The organism is Pseudomonas sp. O230 (genome assembly GCF_045447035.1).
Taxonomy (GTDB): Bacteria; Pseudomonadota; Gammaproteobacteria; order Pseudomonadales; family Pseudomonadaceae; genus Aquipseudomonas.
The window spans coordinates 197,349-219,427 of record NZ_JBJGXN010000007.1; the positions used below are offsets into that span (position 1 = coordinate 197,349).

General features: G+C 60.0%; 19 protein-coding genes and 1 pseudogene. 12 read left to right on the forward strand and 8 right to left on the reverse strand.

Annotation, left to right across the window (positions count from 1 at the left end):
- Nucleotides 1-93 precede the first annotated feature (93 nt).
- A complete protein-coding gene (locus ACI77H_RS16790) occupies nucleotides 94-1,587 on the forward strand; it encodes a sensor histidine kinase (protein ID WP_407012862.1) in 1,494 nt (497 codons plus the stop codon).
- Complete coding sequence (locus ACI77H_RS16795; protein WP_407012863.1) at nucleotides 1,556-2,986, forward strand: sigma-54-dependent transcriptional regulator; 1,431 nt, start codon at nucleotides 1,556-1,558, stop codon at nucleotides 2,984-2,986. The genes ACI77H_RS16790 and ACI77H_RS16795 overlap by 32 nt, the downstream gene beginning before the upstream one ends.
- Here ACI77H_RS16795 and ACI77H_RS16800 read toward each other — a convergent pair.
- The gene (locus ACI77H_RS16800; protein WP_407012864.1) at nucleotides 2,977-3,372 is read right to left on the reverse strand and encodes a hypothetical protein; all 396 of its coding nucleotides are present in this window, start codon (nucleotides 3,370-3,372) and stop codon (nucleotides 2,977-2,979) included. The two genes, ACI77H_RS16795 and ACI77H_RS16800, sit on opposite strands and share 10 nt — an antisense overlap.
- A gap of 171 nt (nucleotides 3,373-3,543) precedes the next feature.
- Between ACI77H_RS16800 and ACI77H_RS16805 the strand changes: the two genes are divergently transcribed.
- The 7 genes and pseudogenes from ACI77H_RS16805 to ACI77H_RS16835 all read left to right on the forward strand — a co-directional run.
- Nucleotides 3,544-4,350: a class I SAM-dependent methyltransferase gene (locus ACI77H_RS16805; RefSeq protein WP_407012865.1), complete on the forward strand. Its 807-nt coding sequence runs from the start codon at nucleotides 3,544-3,546 to the stop codon at nucleotides 4,348-4,350.
- Nucleotides 4,351-4,551: 201 nt separating this feature from the next.
- Nucleotides 4,552-5,220: an ABC transporter ATP-binding protein gene (locus ACI77H_RS16810; protein WP_407012866.1), complete on the forward strand. Its 669-nt coding sequence runs from the start codon at nucleotides 4,552-4,554 to the stop codon at nucleotides 5,218-5,220.
- Nucleotide 5,221: 1 nt separating this feature from the next.
- Complete coding sequence (locus ACI77H_RS16815) at nucleotides 5,222-7,693, forward strand: FtsX-like permease family protein (RefSeq protein ID WP_407013076.1); 2,472 nt, start codon at nucleotides 5,222-5,224, stop codon at nucleotides 7,691-7,693.
- Nucleotides 7,683-8,750, forward strand: a complete 1,068-nt coding sequence (locus ACI77H_RS16820; protein ID WP_407012867.1) for a lipocalin-like domain-containing protein — start codon at nucleotides 7,683-7,685, stop codon at nucleotides 8,748-8,750. Before ACI77H_RS16815 ends, ACI77H_RS16820 begins: the two co-directional genes overlap by 11 nt.
- Before the next feature lie 64 nt (nucleotides 8,751-8,814).
- Nucleotides 8,815-9,057: a hypothetical protein gene (locus ACI77H_RS16825; protein ID WP_407012868.1), complete on the forward strand. Its 243-nt coding sequence runs from the start codon at nucleotides 8,815-8,817 to the stop codon at nucleotides 9,055-9,057.
- An 11-nt stretch (nucleotides 9,058-9,068) separates the two neighbouring features.
- Nucleotides 9,069-9,242, forward strand: coding sequence for a hypothetical protein (locus ACI77H_RS16830; protein WP_407012869.1), 174 nt, complete (start codon nucleotides 9,069-9,071; stop codon nucleotides 9,240-9,242).
- A 510-nt stretch (nucleotides 9,243-9,752) separates the two neighbouring features.
- Nucleotides 9,753-9,923, forward strand: a pseudogene (locus ACI77H_RS16835) (vancomycin resistance protein); the annotation flags it as partial.
- Nucleotides 9,924-10,212: 289 nt separating this feature from the next.
- Here the strand turns inward: ACI77H_RS16835 and ACI77H_RS16840 are convergent.
- Nucleotides 10,213-10,728, reverse strand: coding sequence for an Hcp family type VI secretion system effector (locus ACI77H_RS16840; RefSeq protein WP_407012870.1), 516 nt, complete (start codon nucleotides 10,726-10,728; stop codon nucleotides 10,213-10,215).
- Between the two features lie 410 nt (nucleotides 10,729-11,138).
- Between ACI77H_RS16840 and ACI77H_RS16845 the strand changes: the two genes are divergently transcribed.
- Entirely contained in the window at nucleotides 11,139-11,816 is a 678-nt protein-coding gene (locus tag ACI77H_RS16845) for a type 1 glutamine amidotransferase domain-containing protein (protein WP_407012871.1), read from the forward strand.
- A gap of 120 nt (nucleotides 11,817-11,936) precedes the next feature.
- On the opposite strand, the gene ACI77H_RS16850 is transcribed toward ACI77H_RS16845, so the two are convergent.
- The 3 genes from ACI77H_RS16850 to ACI77H_RS16860 form a co-directional block, all read right to left on the reverse strand.
- The gene (locus ACI77H_RS16850; protein ID WP_407012872.1) at nucleotides 11,937-13,313 is read right to left on the reverse strand and encodes a VOC family protein; all 1,377 of its coding nucleotides are present in this window, start codon (nucleotides 13,311-13,313) and stop codon (nucleotides 11,937-11,939) included.
- Nucleotides 13,314-13,422: 109 nt separating this feature from the next.
- Entirely contained in the window at nucleotides 13,423-14,379 is a 957-nt protein-coding gene (locus ACI77H_RS16855) for an alpha/beta fold hydrolase (RefSeq protein WP_407012873.1), read from the reverse strand.
- A gap of 22 nt (nucleotides 14,380-14,401) precedes the next feature.
- The gene (locus ACI77H_RS16860) at nucleotides 14,402-15,856 is read right to left on the reverse strand and encodes a flavin-containing monooxygenase (protein WP_407012874.1); all 1,455 of its coding nucleotides are present in this window, start codon (nucleotides 15,854-15,856) and stop codon (nucleotides 14,402-14,404) included.
- Nucleotides 15,857-16,039: 183 nt separating this feature from the next.
- Here ACI77H_RS16860 and ACI77H_RS16865 point away from each other — a divergent pair, with 183 nt between their 5' ends.
- Together ACI77H_RS16865 and ACI77H_RS16870 are read left to right on the forward strand one after the other, a co-directional pair.
- The gene (locus tag ACI77H_RS16865) at nucleotides 16,040-17,113 is read left to right on the forward strand and encodes a diguanylate cyclase (protein ID WP_407012875.1); all 1,074 of its coding nucleotides are present in this window, start codon (nucleotides 16,040-16,042) and stop codon (nucleotides 17,111-17,113) included.
- Nucleotides 17,114-17,253: 140 nt separating this feature from the next.
- Entirely contained in the window at nucleotides 17,254-18,495 is a 1,242-nt protein-coding gene (locus tag ACI77H_RS16870; protein ID WP_407012876.1) for a M20/M25/M40 family metallo-hydrolase, read from the forward strand.
- Between the two features lie 108 nt (nucleotides 18,496-18,603).
- Here the strand turns inward: ACI77H_RS16870 and ACI77H_RS16875 are convergent, their stop codons facing one another.
- The 3 genes from ACI77H_RS16875 to ACI77H_RS16885 form a co-directional block, all read right to left on the reverse strand.
- Entirely contained in the window at nucleotides 18,604-19,473 is an 870-nt protein-coding gene (locus ACI77H_RS16875; RefSeq protein WP_407012877.1) for an oxaloacetate decarboxylase, read from the reverse strand.
- A gap of 147 nt (nucleotides 19,474-19,620) precedes the next feature.
- On the reverse strand, nucleotides 19,621-20,655 hold the full coding sequence (gene astA, locus ACI77H_RS16880) for an arginine N-succinyltransferase (RefSeq protein WP_407012878.1): 1,035 nt from the start codon (nucleotides 20,653-20,655) through the stop codon (nucleotides 19,621-19,623).
- Between the two features lie 61 nt (nucleotides 20,656-20,716).
- Nucleotides 20,717-21,733 (reverse strand): arginine N-succinyltransferase, encoded by a 1,017-nt coding sequence (locus ACI77H_RS16885; RefSeq protein WP_407012879.1) that lies wholly within the window; start codon nucleotides 21,731-21,733, stop codon nucleotides 20,717-20,719.
- Nucleotides 21,734-22,079 lie beyond the last annotated feature (346 nt).

Genomic DNA, 22,079 nt, shown 5'->3' on the forward strand with positions numbered 1-22,079 from the left:
CTAATTACCATCATCAAGCCGTCAGCCTCGATCAATGCCACCTACACTGATCCGAAGCATCACCGCAAAGGCTTCAGCATCCAGGACCCCGCCATGCCGATACTGGAACAACAAAAAGTACCTGCGCCGCCGAATACGCCGGCCGTAGATGGCCCCCGCTGGCGTGGACGGTTCAACCTGCTGCGCTGGTTTTCCTTCGGCAGCTTTTTCATCATCGCCGCTGTCGCGCTGGGGTTGGGCTACATTTCCACGCGTTTCGTGGTCGAGGAGAGCATCGAGCGCGACTCCATGTTGACCGCGCAATTTATTCAGGCCATCGGCGATGCCGAGATTCGTCACGCGGGCATCACCCCGGCAAGAACCATGGGCGAAATGCTTGATCCACGGCATGACAATAACTATCCCGACGTCGATCCAGGATCCCGTGCCGCGGCCCGCATTGAGTTTCTCGATCATGTCGAACACCTGCCGGATTCCCTGTTGGCGGTGGTGTACGCACTGGATCGCACCGTGGTCTGGTCGACCAACCCGCAAATGATCGGCATGCGTGTCGAAGGGGATGAGGAGCTGGACGAATCCTTCGAAATGAAGGAACCGGTGTCCACCAGTTATCACCAGATCGATGATGAGCGCCCCGAACAGATGCTGCTGCGCGAGCCCACGTATTTGTTCATCGAGAACTACATTCCGATGTTTAACGCCGACAAGAGCAAAGTGATTGCGATGGTCGAAATCTACAAGGAGCCGGCGGACCTGGTGGAGCGTATCCAGCGCGGCTTCAAGTCGATCTGGGTGGCGACTGTGCTCGGTGGTGCGGCCATCTATCTCGCGTTGTTCTGGATTGTGCGCCGCGCGGCCAAGTTGCTCGAGAGCCAGCAGAGACAGCTGATCGCCAACGAAACCTTTGTGGCGCTGGGGGAAATGTCCTCGGCCGTGGCCCACAGCTTGCGCAACCCGCTGGCGAACATTCGCTCCAGCGCTGAACTGGCCCAGGAGATCGCCAGTCAGAGCGCGCAGAAGAACATTGGCGACATCATCAACCAGGTCGATCGCATGTCGCGCTGGGTTCGCGAGTTGCTGGTGTCGTTGCGACCGATGAATGACGACTACGAAACCGTGGACCTGGTACTGGCGATCGACGACACCCTGAGTGCCTTCGACGCGTTGATCAAGCGCTCCAACGTCGAAGTCCGCTTCACGCCGCAGACCTGCCCACCGGTCGTCAGCCAACAGGTGCTGCTCACGCAGATTCTTAATAGCCTGTTTGCCAATGCCCTGGAAGCCATGCCCAAGGGCGGCGTGCTGAGCGTCGATATCGAGTCGCAGCCTGGACATTTGCGCATGACCCTGAGCGATACCGGCAAGGGCATGACCAAACAGCAGCAGCAAATGGTCTTCAAACCGTTTTTCACCACCAAACAAGGCGGGTTGGGCGTGGGCCTGGCCCTGGTCAAAAGAATAATGGAACGCTTCGAGGGCTCGGTCGAACTGACTAGCCAAGAGCAGGAAGGAACCCGCGTCAGTCTCAACTTTAAGGTGGCAACGGGAGAGGAATATGGAGCACAGCATTCTGCTGGTCGAGGATGACGAACTCCTCGCCGAGAATATTCAGACTTACCTTGAGCGCAAAGGCTTCGAGGTGACGGTCTGCCACTCGGCTGAAGAGGCGCTGGAGCAATTGAGTTCGTTCGCCCCGGACGTGGTGCTGACGGACAATTCGCTGCCGGGCATGAGCGGTCATGGTCTGATCCAGAAGCTGCGCATCAGCGCGCCGGATCTGAAAGTGATCATGATGACCGGCTACGGCAATGTCGAAGACGCCGTGGTGGCGATGAAAGAAGGCGCGTTCCATTACGTCACCAAACCGGTGGCGCTGCCGGAGCTCAAGTTGTTGCTGGACAAAGCCCTGGCCACCGACCGGATGGAGCGCACACTGTCGTTCTATCAGGAGCGCGAAGCGCAGAAGTCGGGGGTGCAGGCGATGATCGGCGAATCGGCGCCCATGCTTTATCTGAAAAACACCATCGGCCAGTTGCTCGATGCCGAACGCCGGATGGCCAACACTGATTTGCCGCCGGTGCTGGTGGAAGGCGAGACCGGCACCGGCAAGGAACTGGTGGCCCGCGCGCTGCACTTCGACGGCCCGCGTGCCAAGGGCCCGTTCATTGAATTCAACTGCGCATCGATCCCGTCCAACCTGGTGGAATCGGAACTGTTCGGCCACGAGAAGGGGGCCTTCACCGATGCCAAGGATCGTCGCGTCGGCCTCGTGGAAGCAGCCGATGGCGGCACGTTGTTTCTCGATGAAGTCGGTGAAATGGACCTGCTCCTGCAAGCCAAACTGCTGAAACTGCTGGAAGACCGGACCATTCGCCGGGTCGGTTCGGTGAAGGAGCGCAAGGTCGATTTGCGGGTGATCAGCGCCACCAACTGCAACCTCGAACAAATGGTCCAGCAGGGCAAGTTCCGCCGCGACCTGTTCTTCCGTTTGCGCATCATCTCGATCAAGGTGCCACGCCTGTATGCCCGTGGCGAAGACATCCTGTTGCTCGCCCGGCACTTTCTCGCTATCCACGGCAAACGCTACGGCAAGCCGAACCTGCATTTCAGCGATCAGGCCGAAGAATTGCTCCTGAGCTATAGCTGGCCGGGCAACGTGCGCGAGCTGCGCAACATGCTCGAACAAACCGTGCTGCTGGCCCAGTACGACACCATCGCCGCAACCCAGCTGAACGTCTGCCTGAGCCTGGTGGACGAACCGCTGGTGATGCCGGAGGTGCAGCAACACAGCGAGCCACGTCCGGTGTACAACGGCAGCGAGCCGATGAACCTGCCGGAAGTGGAACGCGACATGGTGCGCAAGATGCTCGACAAGACCGACTGGAACGTCACCAAGTCCGCACGGCTGCTGGGCCTGAGCCGCGACATGCTGCGTTACCGGATCGAAAAACTCGGCCTCGCCCGCCCGGACAAGCGTCAGTGGTAGACGGGCGTCGCCTGGCCCTGTCGACTGAGACAGGCCAGCAGGCAGGTGGGGTCGACGACTTCTTCGTTGACGTAGACGCCGCGCTCTTCGTCGTAAGAGCGGATGAACACCCGTACGGTGGCATCCGCGACTGTCGGTAACCGTGAGTCGGAGAACACGTGTTCGCTGGAAATCGGGATGAAATCCAGTGGTGCGGTCGGAATGTACGAGCGCGGCGGTACGGTGCTCAGGGTGGGTGGAACGGGATGGGCGAAGGGCTGGTTTTCGCCGTAGTAGTTGAACTCGCTGCTGTACTCGGACGGCGGTGTCAGGTTGTCGTCGGCGTGAACACCCGTGGTGGCGCTCAGAGAGAAGATGAACAACAGTGTCAGATCATTGTGTTTCATGGTTGCACCTGCGAAATCGGTTTTCGCGCATTTCCCCAAGGCCATTAACTATAGCTGCCGTCCGTGGGCGGTGCCTGGCTTACAACATTGCAACAAACGCCGCATGGGATTTTCAAAAACGCTGATCTAGACTCGGGCCGGTTTGATAAAACCCGAACTCTGGAGCGTGCAATGGAAATGCTGACCAAAGAAAAAGCCATCGCCAGCAATCGCGATGCATGGAATGACTCAGCCCGACACCACAAAGACAATCCTGATTGGCAGGCCTTGTCGGAGGCCGTCGCTCAAGGTGATTTTTGCTGCATCGACGACACTTTGCGCGGTGTGCTGGAGCAGGTCGGCGTCGACGGTAAAGACGTGGTGCAACTGGGCTGCAACAACGGCCGCGAAAGTATTTCACTGTTTGCGCTGGGGGCGCGCCGCGTGGCGGGCGTTGACCAGTCCGCGGCGTTTCTCGATCAGGCGCGGGAGCTGGCCTCGCGTTCGCCGCATGCACCTGAATTTATCGAGGCCGACATTCATCACCTGCCGAGTGAACTGCACCAGCGGTTCGATGTGGCCCTGATCACCATCGGCGTACTGAACTGGATGCCGGACATCGGTGAATTCTTCCGCCACGTCGCACACACCCTCAAACCCGGCGGGGCGTTGGTGGTGTACGAAACCCACCCGTTTCTGGAAATGTTCGACCCCGAGGCCGCCGACCCTTTGCGCCCGGTCACCTCGTACTTTCGCCGCGAGCCGTTCGTGCAGGATCAGCCGATCGTCTACGAAGGCAAGGTCGAACAGCAGGCCGCGACGTCTTACTGGTTCGTCCATACATTGGGCGAGATATTCACCGGCGCCATCGAGGCCGGGTTGCAGATCAGCCACTTCAAGGAGTATCCGCATTCCAATCGCGAGGAGATTTACGATCAGTATCAGCAGCGAGAGGCGCAGTTGCCGTTGTGTTTTACGTGGGTGGGGGTGAAGCGCTAGGTTTCTGAGCTGAAGAATGAGTTGCCCTGTCCGCCCTCATCGCGAGCAAGCTTGCTCCTACAAAAACAAGCACACCGCAAAACCTGTAGGAGCAAGCTTGCTCGCGATGGGGCCCAAACGTTCAGCGCAAACCTGAAATTTGTCCCGGCTCCGCTTCCGCGGCCGCTATTCTTGCCCCACGCCCCTCAAACAGGTTCACCCATGCTTTCGGTCCAAGGCGTTTTCAAAAGCTACGCCACACCGCAAGGTCCGCTGCCGGTGCTGCAAGGTGTCGACCTGACGTTGAAACCCGGCAGCAGCCTGGCGCTGATGGGCGAATCGGGCAGCGGCAAAAGTACCTTGCTGCACCTGATCGCCGGGCTGGACAAGGTGGATAGCGGCAGCATCCACAGTGGTGAGCATCAGCTTGAACGGATGAGTGAAGGGCAATTGGCGAACTGGCGACGCACCGAAATCGGCCTGGTGTTCCAGCAGTTCAACCTGATTGGCAGTTTGCGCGTGGAGGACAATCTGGCGTTCCAGGCGCGGTTGGCCGGGCGGCATGATGCGCGTTGGCAGGCGCATCTGGTCAAGCGTCTGGGCTTGAATGATGTGTTGCGGCGTTATCCGGAGCAGCTTTCCGGCGGCCAGCAGCAGCGAGTCGCGCTGGGCCGGGCGCTGGCGTCGCAGCCCAAACTGCTGCTGGCCGACGAGCCCACCGGCAGCCTTGATGAAGCCACCAGTGATGAAGTTTTGAAGTTGTTGCTGGAGTTGCTCGACGACAGCCCCACGACGTTGTTGATGGTCACTCACAGCCCACGAGTGGCGGCGCGACTGGCGGAGAAAGTGGTGCTGCACCGTGGTCGTCTGGCTGGCGCGGGCGAGCGCTGACGTGCGGGTTTTTCGTGAGACGTTGCGGGCGCTGCTCAGCCATTGGCGGTTGCACCCGGTGCAGTTTTTCAGTGTGCTGACCGGGCTGTGGCTGGCCACCAGCCTGCTGACCGGCGTGCAGGCGCTCAACAGTCAGGCGCGGGAAAGCTACGCACGGGCCAGTCAGTTGATCGGCGGTGAACCGCAGGCCAGCCTCAGCGCACCCGGTGGCGGGACGTTTCCTCAGGCTTTGTTTGTCGACCTGCGCCGTGCCGGATGGCCGGTGTCGCCGGTGCTGCAGGGGCGGGTGACGCTCAAGGGCCATGAAGATCAGCGCTTGCAGTTGATGGGCATTGAACCGGTGTCGCTGCCGACGGGTTCGGCGGTGGCCGGGCGAGCATTGGAAATCGAGCAGATCGTCGGTTTTTTCAGTCCGCCGGGCAGCACCTGGATTTCGCCGCAGACGTTGCAAGCATTGGGCATGCGCGAAGGCGAGCAGCCACTGGCGTTGAACGGTGCGGCATTACCACCGCTGCAGGTTCAAACCGACATGGCCCCCGGCGTGTTGTTGGTGGATATCGGCTTCGCCCAGCAGATTCTGGGGCTGCCGGAGCAACTGTCACGTCTGCTGCTGCCCAAGGATTTCACCGCGACCTTGCCGGACCCGTTCAAAGGCCAGCTCCAGCTCAAGACCAGCGGCGAAGAAAACAACCTCTCGCGCCTCACCGAAAGCTTTCATCTGAACCTCGATGCCTTGGGTTTTCTGTCTTTCGTGGTCGGTCTGTTCATCGTTCACGCGGCCATCGGGCTGGCGCTGGAACAACGCCGAGGGCTGCTGCGAACCCTGCGTGCCTGTGGCGTCAGCGCACGGATGCTGATCGCTTGCCTCGCCGTTGAACTGGCCGCTCTGGCACTGATCGGCGGCCTCGCTGGCGTTGCCAGCGGCTATCTGCTGGCCAGTGTGCTGTTGCCGGATGTCGCCGCCAGTTTGCGCGGTTTGTACGGTGCCGAAGTGGCGGGGCAGTTGAGCCTCAGTCCATGGTGGTGGCTCAGCGGCGTTGGCCTGAGTCTGTTCGGCGCGTTGCTGGCCGGTGCCAACAGTTTATTGCGGGCGGCGCGTCTGCCGTTGCTGGCCCTGGCCGATCCGCAAGCCTGGCATCAGGCTCACGCACGCTGGTTGCGGCGCCAGGCTTGGGTCGCGGCGATTGCCGGGGTGATCGCGTTGCTGGCGCTGATCTGGGGCGACAGCCTCGCCAGTGGGTTCGTGCTGATGGCAGCGTTGTTGATCGGCGCCGCACTGGCGTTGCCGGTGGTGCTCAATAGCGTGCTGAACCTGACGCTGCACCGCAGCCGTTCGGTGCTAGGCCAATGGTTTCTCGCCGATTGCCGTCAGCAACTGCCGGCCCTGAGCCTGGCGCTGATGGCGCTGCTGTTGGCGTTGGCGGCGAACATCGGCGCCGGCAGCATGACCGCCGGTTTTCGCCAGACGTTCAGCGACTGGCTCGAACAACGGCTGACCGCCGAGCTGTACGTGAACCCGCAAAATCCGGCCCAGGCCAGAGAACTGCAGAGCTGGCTCAAACAGCAACCATCACTCAGCGCCGTGCTGCCTAACTGGCAGGTGTCGATCCAGTTACAGGGTTGGCCGGCGGACGTTTTTGGTGTGATCGACCACCCGACCTATCGCCAGCACTGGCCGTTGCTGGAAGCCTTGGGCGACAACCCATGGGACCGACTGGTCAAGGACGACGCGCTGATGCTCAGCGAACAACTGGCCCGGCGCCTGCAGGTGCGTCTCGGCGACCACCTCACGCTGCCGACGCCGACCGGCCCGTGGTCGCCGCGGATCGTCGGGATCTACGCCGACTACGGCAACCCCAAGGGCCACCTCCTGGTCAACGTCAACCACCTGCTGCGCGGCTGGCCGCAACTGACGCCGAACCGCTTCAACCTGCGCATCGAGCCACCGATGATCCCGGCGTTCCTGAAATCGTTGCAAACACGCTTCGACCTGGACGACAGCCGCATCGTCGATCAGGCCCGGCTCAAAGGCTGGTCCACCCAAGTATTCGAACGCACCTTCGCCGCCACCGCCGCGCTGAACAGCCTGACCCTTGGCGTCGCGGGTGTGGCGCTGTTCATCAGCCTGCTGACCCAAAGCCAAAGCCGTCTCGGGCAACTCGCGCCGTTGTGGGCATTGGGCGTCACGCGTCGGCAATTGATGCTGCTCAACCTCGGACAAACCTGGTTGCTGGCGGTGCTGACGCTGGTCCTGGCGTTGCCGTTGGGCGTCGCGCTGGCATGGTGCCTGGACACGGTGATCAACGTTCAGGCGTTCGGCTGGCGCTTGCCATTGCGCTTGTTTCCGTGGCAATTGGCGCAGTTGATGGGGCTGGCGTTGCTGGCGACTTTGCTGGCTTCGGCGTGGCCGCTGTACTCGCTGTATCGCTCGCAACCGGCGGATCTGCTGAGGACGTTTGCTCATGAGGATTAAGCTCGGCGCGTGGTTGCTGGCACTTCTTTTGAGCGGCTGCGATGACACGGCGCCGGTTGAAAAAGGCTTCGCCGGACTCGGAGGAGAGGCCGTCGCGTTCACACCGGTGGTGCCCGGCCGGGTGTTCAACTTCCCGGCGGATCACGGTCCCCACGATGGCTTTCGTATCGAGTGGTGGTACGTCACCGCCAACCTCAAGGACGATCAGGGCCACGAGTTCGGCGTGCAATGGACGCTGTTTCGCAGTGCGTTGAAAGCCGCACCCGAGGTAGCGGGGTGGGGCAATCAGGTGATCTGGTTGGGGCATGCGGCGGTGACCTCGGCAACGGTGCATCATGCTGCCGAGCGTTATGCCCGGGGCGGCGTTGGTCAGGCGGGTGTGAGTCTTGAGCCGTTCAATGCGTGGATCGACGATTGGCGGTTCAGCAGCGAGGGCGCCGAACCGCTGGCGGAGCTTCAACTCAGCGCCCGCGACAAGGCGTTCGGCTACCAATTGCGGCTGACGTCTACGCGTGCGCTGGTGCTCCAGGGCGACAAGGGTTTCAGCCAGAAATCCGAACAGGGCCAGGCGTCGTACTACTACAGCCAGCCGTTTTTCCAGGCCAGCGGCACATTGGACATCGATGGCAAGGCTTATCAGGTCAGCGGGCCGGCCTGGCTTGATCGCGAATGGAGCAGCCAGCCACTGACCGCCAATCAGACGGGTTGGGACTGGTTCTCCCTGCACCTGGACAGTGGCGAGCAGGTCATGCTGTACCGCATGCGGCAGAAGAACGGCGAGCCGTATCTCACCGGCACCTGGATCGACACACAGGGCCAGACGCAGTTGTTGCACGCCAACGACATTCGCCTGACGCCGCAAGACACCGCGACAGTCGCCGGTCGTTCAATGCCCGTGCGCTGGTCGATCAAAATCCCCGCCAAACACCTCGAAATCACCCTGGATGCCCTCAACCGCAATGCCTGGATGGATTTGCGCATTCCGTACTGGGAAGGCCCGGTGCGCCTGAGCGGCAGTCACACGGGGCAGGGTTATCTGGAAATGACCGGGTATTGAGTCGGAACTCTCGACAGAGCGGCGTCCTCCTACGTTATGAATGCCCCGTTCTCAGGAGCCCGCCATGAGCGACGATCTCACACCGCCCGACCTTGCCGCGTGGCAGCGCCTGTTTGACGACACGGCCTATTGGCAGCAATCCCCCGACGCCCATTACAGCGAACTGCTGCGAATCGCCGACGAATTGTTCGGGCAGGGCGCCATCGACCTCGATCAGTGGCAGGCCCTGAAGGCCAAGGCCGATCAATCCCACAAAGACTCGCCTGGCGTGAACGTCGCCCATGAAGTTGACGATCCCGAAGCCTGAGGAGAATGACCATGAAACCGCAATCACCTGACACCTCGAAACACCCCGACGAGCCGCGTCCACCTGGAGAAGTCGAGCGCGACAACGACGCCTTGCGGCCCACCGATCCGACTCGCCGCAAGGACAGCGGCAAAGGCACCGACAGTGGCGAATCCACTGCGCAGGAGACTGCGAACACTCCCTGAACAGTGTTTATGCCAGGGGTCTGGGCAACCGGAACCCCCGCCGCTCAGTCCAGAATCGTCAACATTGAAAAACCTGAAATTCAGAAAAAACTGAAAGAATTGAAAGTAGGTCAAAGCGTCGTCGTGACTTATACCGATATATTGAAAGTCACCAGCCAACACGAAAGTTGAGTATTGACTCTACAGTCTGATCGTTCTTGTACAGTTTTTTGTATAAGAATGATCGGTTTTAATGGTCGAACTGGTGGGTTTAAAAAGGTGTCGGCGTAATATTGCAATCGACATTTTGTTAAACATTGTGTACATAAATTTCATGTTTATGCACACGGACATATCCGCCAACTTCTATTAAAATCCTTCCCGTTCGCCCAGTGTCAGGGCTCTTTACCAGTGCATGGATTGCCGAGGCCATTACACTGGGCGAACACCTTCTTCAAGTGCAATAAGCACGCATTAATCCGATGTGATGTTCAGCATTTCATATCAAGGATAAAAACGGCTGCCGCCGTTCTGATACGGTATCACCCAGCCCTCTACTGGCTGCGCGTGTCGCAAAAAAGGCTGGTTCGCCAACTGGCGTGGCGCCTCTCCCGCAAACTCGACGACTCCGATGTGCAGCTGCAACACAACAAAGGTGTGAAAGAAATTGGCCTCGGCGAATACTTTTCCTTCTGCGCTCTGGAAGTTGGATCTGGCGGGACGTGAGCAGCAAAGGGCAGGAGAGTCGGCTATTGGAGAGTGCGCGGCTTTATAGGACTCGGGTAGTGGTCAAGTATGAGGTTGAGTAGGGCGTGTTGGCCGAGCATGCATAAAAAACGGGCGATCATTGGATTGCCCGTTTTTCTTTACTGGTTTTTTTGCATCGGGTTCGTCGACAAGCGCAAAGCGCTTCAACGCACACGAAATTCTTGAGGGGCGTAAACAACATCGACCAGCAGAGCTGGCCGATGTTTGTAACGATCAGCCGTAATTAAACAACTGGTGCGCGCCAGTCATCGGAACCCGAAGTACCGGATACTTCGTGGGTCCAGGTGATTTTGCGGTAGGTGAACTGCACTTCTTCCAGGTGGGTGAAGTGCGAGTTGCCTGGATCCTGGCAGTTGTGCATTGTGTTGTTGATGGCGACGATGATCGCGTCTTCCAGTGTGGTGGTGTAGTAGAGCTCTTGGGTACCTTGAGCCGAGGTGCGGAACCACTGGATAACGATTTCGGTCATGCGCTCGCCGGAGGTCAGTGCCGCCTGCAGCAGCGGCGAAGACTTGTCGAAGACCTTGGTGATCACGACTGGCTTGTGTATGCGCTGACCGGTCGGCTGGCCGGATTGCGGGTCCCGCGGGATGATTACGTCGTGGCTGAAAGCCTGAACCATCACCTGGTCTTCGTGGCCTTCCTGGTAGGTGTTGCCAACGGATTCGGCGGTGAACGCGCCGGCAGTGATCAGACCTTGTTTTTCGCCAGTGACGGACATGTACGCTGGTGTTGCCATGGATGCTCTCCTTGCTAAATAAATAAAGGTGCCCGGGAGGCGGTATCGCCCCGGTGGGTGCATGACTGTCATCAAGGTCCGTGCCACAAAATATAAAATCTATATAAAACAAAGTGTTGACGTGTTTTTTTGGTGGTTGTGGAGACTCCGGACAAGGAACTCATCGTAATGTGCGCAAGAACTTGCGTAGCACTGCGCAACTTCTTGCGCACTCGGCTGGAGGCCGTTACAGGCCGGGTGTTTAGCGTTGAAACAGGATGACTCAGTAGTTGGATTGCGCAACTTCTTGCGCATCAAGGCTGTTAGCCACTATTGAACGTGCCCTTGTAACAGGTGCAACGAATAGCCCAGCCGGGTGGTCAAAACTGCGCTGAGATGACCGAACATTTCCCACATTCAAGGAGCGCGACATGAAAATCCTGATGGTTTTGACGTCCCACGATCAATTGGGCGACACCGGTAAGAAAACCGGCTTCTGGCTGGAAGAATTCGCGGCACCGTATTTTGCGTTCAAAGACGCCGGCGCTCAGCTGACGCTGGTTTCGCCCAAGGGTGGCCAGCCGCCGCTGGACCCGAAGAGCGATGAGCCCGATGCGCAGACCGCTGCGACCGAGCGCTTCCGCAAGGATTCCGCTGCCCAGTCCGCATTGGCGTCCACCGCGTTGCTCAGCAGCGTGCGAGCCGAAGATTACGATGCGGTTTTCTATCCGGGCGGGCACGGCCCGTTGTGGGATCTGGCTGAAGACAAGGTTTCGATCGCATTGATCGAGGCGTTTTACAAGGCGGACAAGCCGCTCGCTTTGGTCTGCCATGCGCCGGGCGTGTTGCGTCACGTCAAGGGCGCTGAGGGTCAACCGCTGGTCAAAGGCAAGCGAGTGACCGGTTTCACCAATTCCGAGGAGGAAGCGGTGCAACTGACCAACGTGGTGCCGTTTCTGGTGGAGGACATGCTTAAGGAAAACGGCGGGATTTACTCCAAGGGTGATGACTGGGCGAGTTATGTGGTGACCGATGGGTTGCTGCTGACCGGGCAGAATCCGGCATCGTCCGAGGCGGCGGCTGAAGCGCTGTTGGCGAAGCTGAAATAGATACAAAAGATCGCCACAAAACCTGTAGGAGCCGGCTTGCCGGCGATAAGGCCCTTGAGAGCAATACAGATCCCAGGGGCCCATCGCCAGCAAGCCGGCTCCTACAGCTCTAAGTGCTGATTAACGGAGCGTTGCAAAACACTCCTCGATCGATCGCCGTTGCGTCTCGGCATACAACCCGAGTTCATCGATGGTCGATCGCCCCAGGGCGTTCTCGAACGCTTGTCGGTTCGAATGCTCGCCGTAGTGAGTTTGCGCGGCATCCCCCAAGTTCGACTGAAAAATCCCCGCCGCGCTGACCGGCAGGAAATCTTCGTATACCAGCGGTTCAACCCGCAAATAACCACCGCTGAGCAGATCTTCCAGCGACAAGGACCTAAGCGCCTCTGCTCCCACGCCTTTGTCCGTGACGAAATAGCGAAAATACGCCAGTTCCTGTTGGCGCATGCCCTCGACGGTGTCAGGGAATTCGCTGAAGTGCTGCGTCATCAGCGCGTTGTAGCGTGCGGCGTTGCCTTCGTTGGGGAAGTCCTTGAGTTCGTCGCGGGCGGCGTTGAGCAGACGGTCATAGAGCGCCCGACCTTTGGGCGTGAGCGCCGCGCCGCGCTGCTCGATTTCACCGAAACGGGCGCTGTGGCTGCCGCGATTGTCGGCTTGATCGGTGAAGGCGACAGGCTCGTCCAGCGCCTTGAAACTGGTTTGGCGCAGCAGTATCGGGCACTGCCGGCGGGGCGGGCCTTCGATCACCGCTTTGGGGGTGATGCCGTGGGCCGGCATTTGTGCCTGCACGATGTCGATGTCCAGCGTGCGCGGCGTCAGGTGGTTGATGTGCGGGCCCTTGAACGCCACCACATCGGCGATCAGGCGATGCTGGGCGCTGAGTTTCTGATACTGCTCGGCGGTGACCGTGGCGCTGTGGTGCCAGCGGAAGGTTTCCAGCGCTTGTTCGACGAAGGTCTGGGCCTCGGACTCGGTGAGGCCACCTTCGGTTTCAGCACGATCAATGAGATTCAACGCTTTTGGCGTGAAGATCGAGCGCTTATCCAGCACCGATTGCGCAAAGGCGCGCAATTCGATGTCTTCGATCAATTCCAGGCGCAGCAGCGAGGTGAACACTCGAAACGGGCTGACTTGCAAGGCGGCCTCATGCACCGCGCGAAACGCTGTGGAATGCACCGGCACGCCGGCCGGGGTCAGGTCGTAATAGCCGACCGGTTGCATGCCCATCACCGCAAACAGCCGGGCGAGGGTCGCCAGCTCTGCGGCGGTGCCGACGCGGATCGCGCCGTGGCGCTCCAGGTCCAGACGCTGGATTTCGCCGGTGCTGTTCAACTGCCGGGCGATCTGCGGGTCGTTCTCCAGGACATGACGGTTGGTCTGTTCCACCAGTTCCATCAGCGCGCCGTAAAGCGGCACTTCCTCGCGGTACATGTCGGACATCGCTTTGGAGAAGCGTTGGCGGATCAGGTCAGGGCTGACAAAGCTCGGGTGGCTCATGAAAAAATTCCTGGCGCGGTGACGTAAAGGATGTGGAAAAGATCGCAGCCTTCAGCGCCGCCGACAAACGAAGAATCTTACGGACTTCATTCTGCCAAGGACTGCTTGCTCAATGCATCCTCTGGTCCTGAGGGCTTTCCGAGCGTTGGGATGCCAAAAACTCCCGATATAACCGCGCCGTGCTCCCCGGCTCTTCGACCATCGGCATATGGCCGATGCCGTCCCAGACTTCCACCCGCAGATCCTCGATGCCTTTGCTCCAGATCGCCACGCTGCTGACATCGATCAAGCGATCCTTGCGCCCCCACAACAGCAGCGCCGGGCACTTGATGTCGGGCAGTTTTGGCTCCATCGGCGGGCTGGCGCGGAAGTCGTTGAAGATTTCTGCCAATTCATCGCGGGACTGTTCATAGCGCTGGGCGATGGCGTCCAGCACCACGCCGGGTACCCACGGTGGTTCGGCCATGGTCATCGCGTAAAAGCTCCGGAATTCTTCCCGGGAATGAATCAGGAACGGGTTGTGCCCCTTGGCCAAGTGGCGCTCCAGGTCGCTGATTTCGGGGGCGGTAACCCCGGCCGGGTCGATCAGGGCGACCGACGCGATGCGCTCCGGGTAGGTGGCCGCGAGCCAGGCCGCCATGTAGCCGCCCATCGAATTGCCGATCACGTGGACTTTCTCGACGCCGCAGACGTCCAGCAACTGGATCATCCGTTTGGCTTGCAAGGGAATGTCATAACCGCCGCCGGCCTTGAAGCCGGTTTCGCCATGCCCCGCGATGTCGGGAATGATCACCCGATAGGTGCCGACAAAATGCCGGGCAAAACGCAGCCAGATGTTCTTGTCGGCGCTGTAGCCGTGGAGCATCAGCACGCTACTTGACGCTTCATAAGGCCCGCCTTGCCAGGTCGAGACGGTCATTTCGGCGATGGGCACGACGATTTTGTGCAGCCGATACAGCTTGGCTTCGGCCGCCATGTTCAAGTCATAGAGCCAATAGCCGATGGCTGGGTAGCTCAACCAGCTCCAGGCCGCGAAAACCGCGATAGCGACAACCAGCACAAGCATCGGGTGTCTCCCTTCTTTCTATTCAGGACAGCATGTGGTCGGCGGGTTTCAGTGTCCGGGTCAACCGGTGGTAGCTGAAACTGAACCCCGGAAACATGGCGATCACATGACCGCTCTTGCTTTGATACCAACTGTGGCAGCCGCCTGACTTCCAGACAGTGCGTTCCATCTCCCGATGAATCATTTCAGTGTAGGTACGTTCTGCCTCGGGGCGTACTTCGATGCTGCGCAAACCCTGTTCTTTTAACGTGCGAATGCAGTCGAGGATGTAATGCATCTGCGATTCGATGATGAACAGCGCTGATGTGTGGCCGATGCCGGTGTTGGGACCGGTGACGATAAACAGGTTGGGGAAGTCTGGCAGGCTGGTGCCGAGGTAGGCGCGAGGGTAGGTCGCCCAGAAATCCCTGAGTTGCTTGCCGTTTCTTCCGCTGACCGGGTAGGAAATGACCCCGTCAGTGGCGTCGTAACCGGTGGACCAGATGATCAGATCCACGTCGATGTGCTGCCCGTCCTGCATGACGATGCCGGTTTCGTCGATGGCGGCAATGCCCTGTTCGCGGCTGTGCAAGGTTACGTTGGTGCGGCCGAGCGCCGGGTAAAGGGTGCTCGAGACGATGACCCGCTTGCAGCCGATGGTGTAGTCAGGGGTCAGTTTGCGTCTGAGTTCAGGGTCGGGCACTTGTCGTTTGAGGAAGCGCAGGGCGTGTTGCTGGACCATGCGGATCGCCGGTTTCGAATATTTGAAGGCAATCACCCGGGTTTCGAATTGCCAATAGATCATCCAGCGCAGCAGTTTGTAGGCGGGTTTGAGGCCAAGCAGCCAGCGCTGGAATGACCCAAAGGTACGATCGCCCCGTGGCAGCACCCAATGCGGTGTGCGCTGGAACACATGCAAATGCGTGACGTGCGGGGCAATCGCTGGAATCACCTGGGCCGCGCTGGCGCCACTGCCAACGATGGCGACGCGTTTATGCCGATAGTCGTAGGCGTGATTCCAATGGTTGGTGTGAAAAGTCTTGCCCTGAAAGCGCTCCTGGCCCTCGAAGCGTGGGACTACAGGCTGGCTCAGCGGCCCTGTGGCGTTGATCAGGAACTGCGCGTAGAACGTGCCCTTGCTGGTGGTGTGCACTGCCCAGCGTTTGGCGTCGTCGTCCCACTCGATGCGTTCGACGTTTGCCTCCAGCTCCACCCTGTCGCGCAGGCCGAAATGCTCGACCACGTGCTGCGTGTAGCGGTGCAATTCGGCCTGTTCGGCGAACATTTGCGTCCAGCGGTAGGGCGCAAAGGACAGCGAATACAGTGGCGAAGGCACATCGACGGCCGCGCCGGGGTAGGTGTTTTGGCACCACGTGCCGCCGAAAAAGTCCCGGCGCTCCAGCAGACGAAAATCGTCGATGCCGGCCTTGAGCAAATTGACCGCCGCGCACTGGCCGCCGAAACCGCTGCCGATGATCAACACTTGAAAAGTCTGCATGGGTCTCCTTTTTATCGTTGTTAATCCTTTCAGGTATAGCCAAACATTTGCAGCTCGCCTCCTGTCTATACCGCGGTATTCAGACTGCCGGCCGGTGATGGCTATTTGACGTTGCCCTGTTAGACTTCCAGCACACCCGCAAACCCGGTGTGATCAGGTTCCGTTCAGTGGCACAGAGGCCCTATGGGAAAAACGGGAGGAAAAGGACTTTCACTGGCCAGGAGGCTCTATGCATCGCGAAGCCTGGGGCTAGCCGCAGGACTGGTGTGTGTGGCGGCCGCGATGTACCCGCTCGATCCGGCCCCGTGGGTCTGGGCGATGATGCTCTTCAACGGTATCTTCTGGCCACACCTGGCCTACCAATGGGCGCGTCGGGCGGCGATTCCCTACCACGCCGAACACCGTAACCTGCTGGTCGACGCCTTTCTCGGCGGCTTTTGGGTCGCTGCCATGCAATTCAATCCACTGCCCAGCGCGACCACCATTGCCATGATGGCGATGAACAATGTGGCCATTGGCGGTTTGCGATTTCTGTGGGTGGGCACGGTTGCGCAAATCCTCGGAGTTGGCGTCGGATTTGTTCTGTTTACTCCGGCCTTCATCCCTGAAACCAGTCAACTGCAGCTGTACGCCTGTTTGCCCTTGTTGTGTTTGTACCCGCTGGCGCTGGGCTGGATCTGCTTTCGCCAAGCCACCACGCTTGGCCGGCAAAAGCGCGAATTGCTCGCCCTGAGTCGCACAGACAGTCTCACCGGCCTGCTCAATCACGGTGCCTGGAAGGACCAGTTGGAAGTCGAATTCCAGCGCTGTAAACGCCAGAACCGGGGCGGGGCGATCGCTTTGATCGACATCGATCACTTCAAAGCCATCAACGACACCTACGGGCATGTCGCCGGGGATATCGTCCTGCGTCAGTTGAGCAAGGTGCTCAAACAGAACCTCCGCGCTACTGACGTGGCCGGCCGCTACGGCGGTGACGAGTTCTGTGTGATTCTTCCGGACCTTGCGCTCAACAGCGCCGCTGCGGCCATGGATGCCTTGCGTGATCGCTTCGCCACCCTCGGTTACGAACAGAACCCGGCGCTAAAGGTAAGCCTGAGCATCGGCCTGGCCGCTTTCACCCCTGCGCACACAGACGCGACGCTGTGGCTCAACGACGCCGATCAGGCGCTCTACCAAGCCAAGACCACCGGCCGTAATCGCGTCATCTGTAGCGGCGATGGCGAACCCCATCACGAATTGCTCGACTCGGTCTGAAGTGATTGCCTGTTTCCCCTGTGGGCGCGAGACCGGCAAGGAGATTCTTGATCAATAGATCGATCTGTCGCATTCGGTATAGAGCCGCGTGACTCAGTGAGGTAGGGTCTGGGCTCCCGACACGAAACAAGGATCGATTCATGACGTTCAAACTCCCTCGTTCCCTGCTGGCCACCAGCCTCGGCCTCACGCTCGCGCTCGGCGCTTTTGCCCCCTCAGCCTTTGCCGAACCGCACAAACAAATGCTCGCCGATTCCGAGCAGTACAAAGGTGAAGCCCTGAAACTGCTGGAGCGGCTGGTCAATATCGATTCCGGTTCCGGCTATGAACCGGGCCTGACCCAGGTCAGCAACATCGCCATCGATGAACTGAAAAAACTCGGCGCTACCATCGAGCTTGTGCCGAACTCACCCGATAAAAGCAGCCATGTGATCGCGACCCTGAAAGGCACCGGCAAGGCGAAAATCCTGCTGATGGCGCACATGGACACTGTCTTCAAGGAAGGCTCTGCCGCCGAGCGTCCGTTCCACATCAAGGACGGCCGCGCCTACGGTCCGGGCGTGATGGATGACAAGGGCGGCATCGTCGCGGGTATCTACGCGTTGAAAGTCCTGAAAAACCTCGACTTCAAGGACTACGCGCAAATCACTTTCCTGCTCGACGCCAGCGAAGAAACCGGCTCGGACGTCGCCACCGACTTGATCAAGAAAACCGCCAAGGCCCACGATGTGACCCTCAACCTCGAGCCCGGTCGCCCGGCGGATGGTCTGGTGGTGTGGCGCAAGGGCAGCGCCACCGCCGTCGTCGAAGTCAAAGGTAAGGCTGCCCACGCTGGTGTCGCGCCGGAACTGGGTCGCAACGCTGCCATGGAGGCGGCACATCAGATTCTGCAACTGGGCAAACTGGGGGATGAGGAGAAGAAAACCACGATCAACTTTACCGTGCTCAAGGCGGGCGACCGCACCAACGTAATTCCCGATCAGGCCACGGCCAAGGCGGATGTACGGGCGGCAGTGCCGGAAGAGTTCGACCGGATCGAAAAGGATCTGGCACGGGTTTCCAAAGACAAGCTGATTCCCGACACCGAAGTCACCACCACGCTGCAACGCGGTTTGCCACCGATGCCGCAAACGGCTGAATCGGATCGGCTGATGGCGATGGCACAAGGGATCTACGGCGAAATCGGGCGCAAGTTGACGGAAGAGGGCAGTGGCGGCGCGGCGGACGCGAGCCTGTCTGCGGGTGTCGGTACACCGACGCTGGATGGCTTCGGGATTGTCGGCGGCAATATTCATACGCCAGAGGAATATGCAGAGGTCGAGAGCGTGGCACCGCGGATTTATCTGTTGTCGCGGATGATCATGGAATTGGCCAAGAAGTAAGATGCCTGATCCGACGCTATCGCTGGCAAGCCCGCTCCTGCAAGGGTTACGCAAAACCCTGTAGGCGCCGGCATGCTGGCGATGGCGTCAGAACGGCTCACACCTCAATTACTCTTTAACGCTCATGAACTCTTCCGCCCAACGGATGTATTCCTCAGGCTGCGTGTACGTATGCGTCAATTCCGTAGCGCTCAAATCCGAGGCCTGAGTGAAGTACTGCCGCTGCTCGCGCAGGCTGTCGTAAGTCGCCTTGATCGCCGCAAAGTAAGCCCCATGACCGTCGATGGTGACCCGCACACCCAGCTCCGCCAGACGTTTGTCGTCGCGCAGCAGCGGGTTGCCGTAGGTGACCAGCATCAGTGGCACGCTCAGGTGTTCGGCGATCTGTTCGAGGTGGTCGAAGTCCCGCACACCCACCATGCAAATCCCGTCTGCACCGGCCTTCTGGTACTGCTGGGTGCGGCTGATGATTTCCTGCACTGGCAGGATTCCCGCGTGAGTGCGGGCGATGATGGCCATTTCCGAGTCGACCCGGGCTTCCAGCGCTGCGCGAATCTTGCCGACACCTTCGGCGACGCCGATAAGGTCGGTGGATTTGCGGCCGAATTGTGCTGGCAGCAGGGTGTCTTCGATGGTCAGGGCGGCGATGCCGGCGCGTTCGAGTTCGACGATGGTGCGCATCACGTTGAGCGCGTTGCCGTAGCCGTGGTCGGCGTCGGCGATCACCGGCAATTGGGCGACACGGCCGATGCGAGTGGCCTGCTCAGCGAACTCACTGAGGGTGATCAGGGCGAAGTCGGGAGCGCCCAGCACCTGTAGCGAGGCGACAGAACCTCCCAGAATCCCCACTTCAAAACCCAGGTCCGCTGCAATGCGTGCCGACATCGGGTCGAAAACCGACGCGGTGTGATAGCAGGTCTTGGAAGCGAACAGCTCACGGAAGTTACGGCGCAAATCTTGATGTGAAAGCCTGGACATATGAGTTCCACCAATGGAATGGAAGGGCTTGAGCAAAAGTGTCAACGCCGAAAAACAAAAGGCTATCACGCAACGGGGGGAAGAATGATGACGAATTTGCAGCGTGGGCCTGATCGAAACCGCCTTGGCGACGAGTGAGGTTGTTGTTCAAGCCGCCGCAGCGTGCCGCTGTTGATCGAGCAGCGGCACCGCGCGTACCGAGTTGCCAGGTTGCAATTGCAGGCGTTTGGCGGTGATGCGGTCGACGATCAGGCTGTTGCCCACCTGCCTGGCGGGGGCGGCGGTGATGCGGCAGTTTTCCAGTCGGCGGTTGTGGATCAGCCAGACTGGCGCCTGCTCGTCCGGCGTGCCGATGGCCAGTGTCAGCGCCTGGCTGTCGCGCACCGTGCGGATTTTCGAAAGCGGGGCTTCGATGACCGGGCCGGCGTCGAAGATGTCGATGTAGCCCTTGTGCGTGAAGCCTTCGGCGGTGAGGATTTTCATAGCCGGTTCGGTATTCGGGTGAGCCTTGCCGATCACGGCCTGGGCCTGTTCAGTGAGCAGGCAGGTATACAGCGGTTGGCGTGGCATCAGTTCGGCGATGAACGATTTGCTGCCCAGCCCCGACAAGTGATCGGCATGGTTGAAATCCATCTTGAAGAAGTGCCGGCCCAGGCTGTCCCAGAACGGCGAGCAGCCTTGCTCGTCGGCGCTGCCACGCAGCTCGGCGATGAGCTTCTCGCCGAACAGGTGTGCGAATTCGGCGGCGAACAGCAACCGCCCCAACGACAACAATCGTCCGTTGCTGCCGTGGCGTTGATCGTGACGCAGGAACAGGGAGCAAATCTCCGATTGCCCGGTCATTTCGTTGTTCAGAAACAGCGTCGGTATCTGCCGCTGGATGCCCAGGTCCGGTGACGCACTGACCGTCAGTCCGACCCGATAGTTGTACCAGGGCTCACGCAGGCCAACGGCCCCCGTCAGGGCGCTGACACCCACCACTTGCTGATCGTCGTCTTCGAGCACGAACAGGTAATCGGCATCGGCACGTTCGACCTGCTCCGCGAAAGTCCGTTGCGCCCAACGCACCCGATGCGCCAGGCGATCCTCGCTGGCGGGCAGGGTGGTAAACCCGAGGCCAGCCTGCCGGACCAGCGCCAACAGGGCGGGCAGGTCGGTGACCTGGACCGGACGGACAATCATGATGCAGCTCCTTCTAGGTGCATGCTCGAGCGCTGTCGTTGGACACTGAGTGCGAGATTGCTCACAGCGCGATCACCCGTATCGGGCTGCCTTCGGTGACATTCAGTGCCGTGCACATCTCGGCGTTCAGGACCACGGGTTGCCCGGCGGTGTAATCCAGATCGGCGACGATGGCGCGATAGTTCCGCAGTGAATCGTTGCTCACCAGATAGCGTCCGCGGGCATCGATGGTCGAGCCAGGTATGGCGGTGCCATTCTGGCTTTGCGCGATCGAGCGGATGCTGGCGAGCCGTGCATAAAGGGTCGGGCCACCGTCAAACAGATCGATGTAGCTGTTGGTCTCGAACCCCTCGCGTTCAAGGATATCGAAAGCCTCCTGGCCGTCGGGATGAATACGGCCGATGCAATCCTGTGCGGCCTGGGGCAGCATCGGCACGTAGATCGGGTATTGGGGCATCAGTTCGGCGAGAAATGTCCGGCTCTCCAACCCGCAAAGCCGCTCGGCTTCGATGTAGGGCAGGTCGAAGAAGTGCTTGCCCAGCGCATCCCAGAACGGCGTGCGTCCTTCTTCATCGCTGTAGCCGACAATTTCGGTGATTACTGCTTCGGCAAAGCGCTGCAGGTGCGCGGCGATGAACATCAGTCGCGCCCGTGACAGCAGTTCGGAGGACGGTGTGCGCACCAGCGCCGCATCGATGTGAAACCCCCGCAGCAAGGTGTGGCCGCTGAGGTCGTGGCACAACGACAGCGCCGGTACGCCGTGCTCGATGTTCAGTTCCCGCGAGGCGCTGGTGAAGTGACGGTTGCGCAGACTGTAGAAGGGTTCGCTGAAACCGGCAGTGGCGAGGATTTCCGAACAGCCCGCAAGGTGGCGGGTGGTCAGGTCCTCCAGCACGAAGAAGTAGTTTTCCGGGCCATGGCGCCGCACGTCTTTATCGAACGAGGCGCAGGAGTCGAGAATCCGCTCGCGCAAGCGGCCGGTGTCGTCCGGCAGGGACGTGACGCCGACCAGGCTTTCTCGCGCAAGTCGCTGCAACTGGGGCAGGTCGGTTAACTCCACTGGGCGTAAGACCAGCATGGATGCACTCCTGTATCAAAGGGTTCGGCGGTTGGCACGAACCTGACTATCACTGTCGGTTTCCACGCATTGAATCGACGGTCGCTTGCTGATGTTGCCAGGCGCCGCTCTTTTTCTTTTCCAGTCAGTCGCTGTTTGCCGCGGGCAGCGCCATGCTGAGGCGGTCGGTGGGGTTCTGGGAGCGGAGGCGGTGGTACATGTTGCTGGGAGAGGGCATCCGGGCTCCTGCTGGATGAAGGGGGGGCGTTTAAATTGTCCGTTACGGCAGTATTTATGGAACGCTCGCTCGATGTCTAGTGAATTTTTGCGCGGTCCTTTCAGGCCCCAAAATGGGGCGAGATGCCCG

Bases quoted from the DNA above. Each gene is read 5' to 3' on its own strand.
- ACI77H_RS16850 (WP_407012872.1), bottom strand. From the start codon at position 13,313: ATGAGCCACCCGAGCTTTGTCAGCCCTGACCTGATCCGCCAACGCTTC.
- ACI77H_RS16820 (WP_407012867.1), top strand. From the start codon at position 7,683: ATGAGGATTAAGCTCGGCGCGTGGTTGCTGGCACTTCTTTTGAGCGGC.
- ACI77H_RS16845 (WP_407012871.1), top strand. From the start codon at position 11,139: ATGAAAATCCTGATGGTTTTGACGTCCCACGATCAATTGGGCGACACC.
- ACI77H_RS16795 (WP_407012863.1), top strand. From the start codon at position 1,556: ATGGAGCACAGCATTCTGCTGGTCGAGGATGACGAACTCCTCGCCGAG.
- ACI77H_RS16805 (WP_407012865.1), top strand. From the start codon at position 3,544: ATGGAAATGCTGACCAAAGAAAAAGCCATCGCCAGCAATCGCGATGCA.
- ACI77H_RS16875 (WP_407012877.1), bottom strand. From the start codon at position 19,473: ATGTCCAGGCTTTCACATCAAGATTTGCGCCGTAACTTCCGTGAGCTG.
- ACI77H_RS16830 (WP_407012869.1), top strand. From the start codon at position 9,069: ATGAAACCGCAATCACCTGACACCTCGAAACACCCCGACGAGCCGCGT.
- ACI77H_RS16865 (WP_407012875.1), top strand. From the start codon at position 16,040: ATGGGAAAAACGGGAGGAAAAGGACTTTCACTGGCCAGGAGGCTCTAT.
- ACI77H_RS16790 (WP_407012862.1), top strand. From the start codon at position 94: ATGCCGATACTGGAACAACAAAAAGTACCTGCGCCGCCGAATACGCCG.
- ACI77H_RS16810 (WP_407012866.1), top strand. From the start codon at position 4,552: ATGCTTTCGGTCCAAGGCGTTTTCAAAAGCTACGCCACACCGCAAGGT.
- ACI77H_RS16800 (WP_407012864.1), bottom strand. From the start codon at position 3,372: ATGAAACACAATGATCTGACACTGTTGTTCATCTTCTCTCTGAGCGCC.
- ACI77H_RS16855 (WP_407012873.1), bottom strand. From the start codon at position 14,379: ATGCTTGTGCTGGTTGTCGCTATCGCGGTTTTCGCGGCCTGGAGCTGG.
- ACI77H_RS16825 (WP_407012868.1), top strand. From the start codon at position 8,815: ATGAGCGACGATCTCACACCGCCCGACCTTGCCGCGTGGCAGCGCCTG.
- ACI77H_RS16870 (WP_407012876.1), top strand. From the start codon at position 17,254: ATGACGTTCAAACTCCCTCGTTCCCTGCTGGCCACCAGCCTCGGCCTC.
- ACI77H_RS16885 (WP_407012879.1), bottom strand. From the start codon at position 21,733: ATGCTGGTCTTACGCCCAGTGGAGTTAACCGACCTGCCCCAGTTGCAG.
- ACI77H_RS16840 (WP_407012870.1), bottom strand. From the start codon at position 10,728: ATGGCAACACCAGCGTACATGTCCGTCACTGGCGAAAAACAAGGTCTG.
- astA (WP_407012878.1), bottom strand. From the start codon at position 20,655: ATGATTGTCCGTCCGGTCCAGGTCACCGACCTGCCCGCCCTGTTGGCG.
- ACI77H_RS16860 (WP_407012874.1), bottom strand. From the start codon at position 15,856: ATGCAGACTTTTCAAGTGTTGATCATCGGCAGCGGTTTCGGCGGCCAG.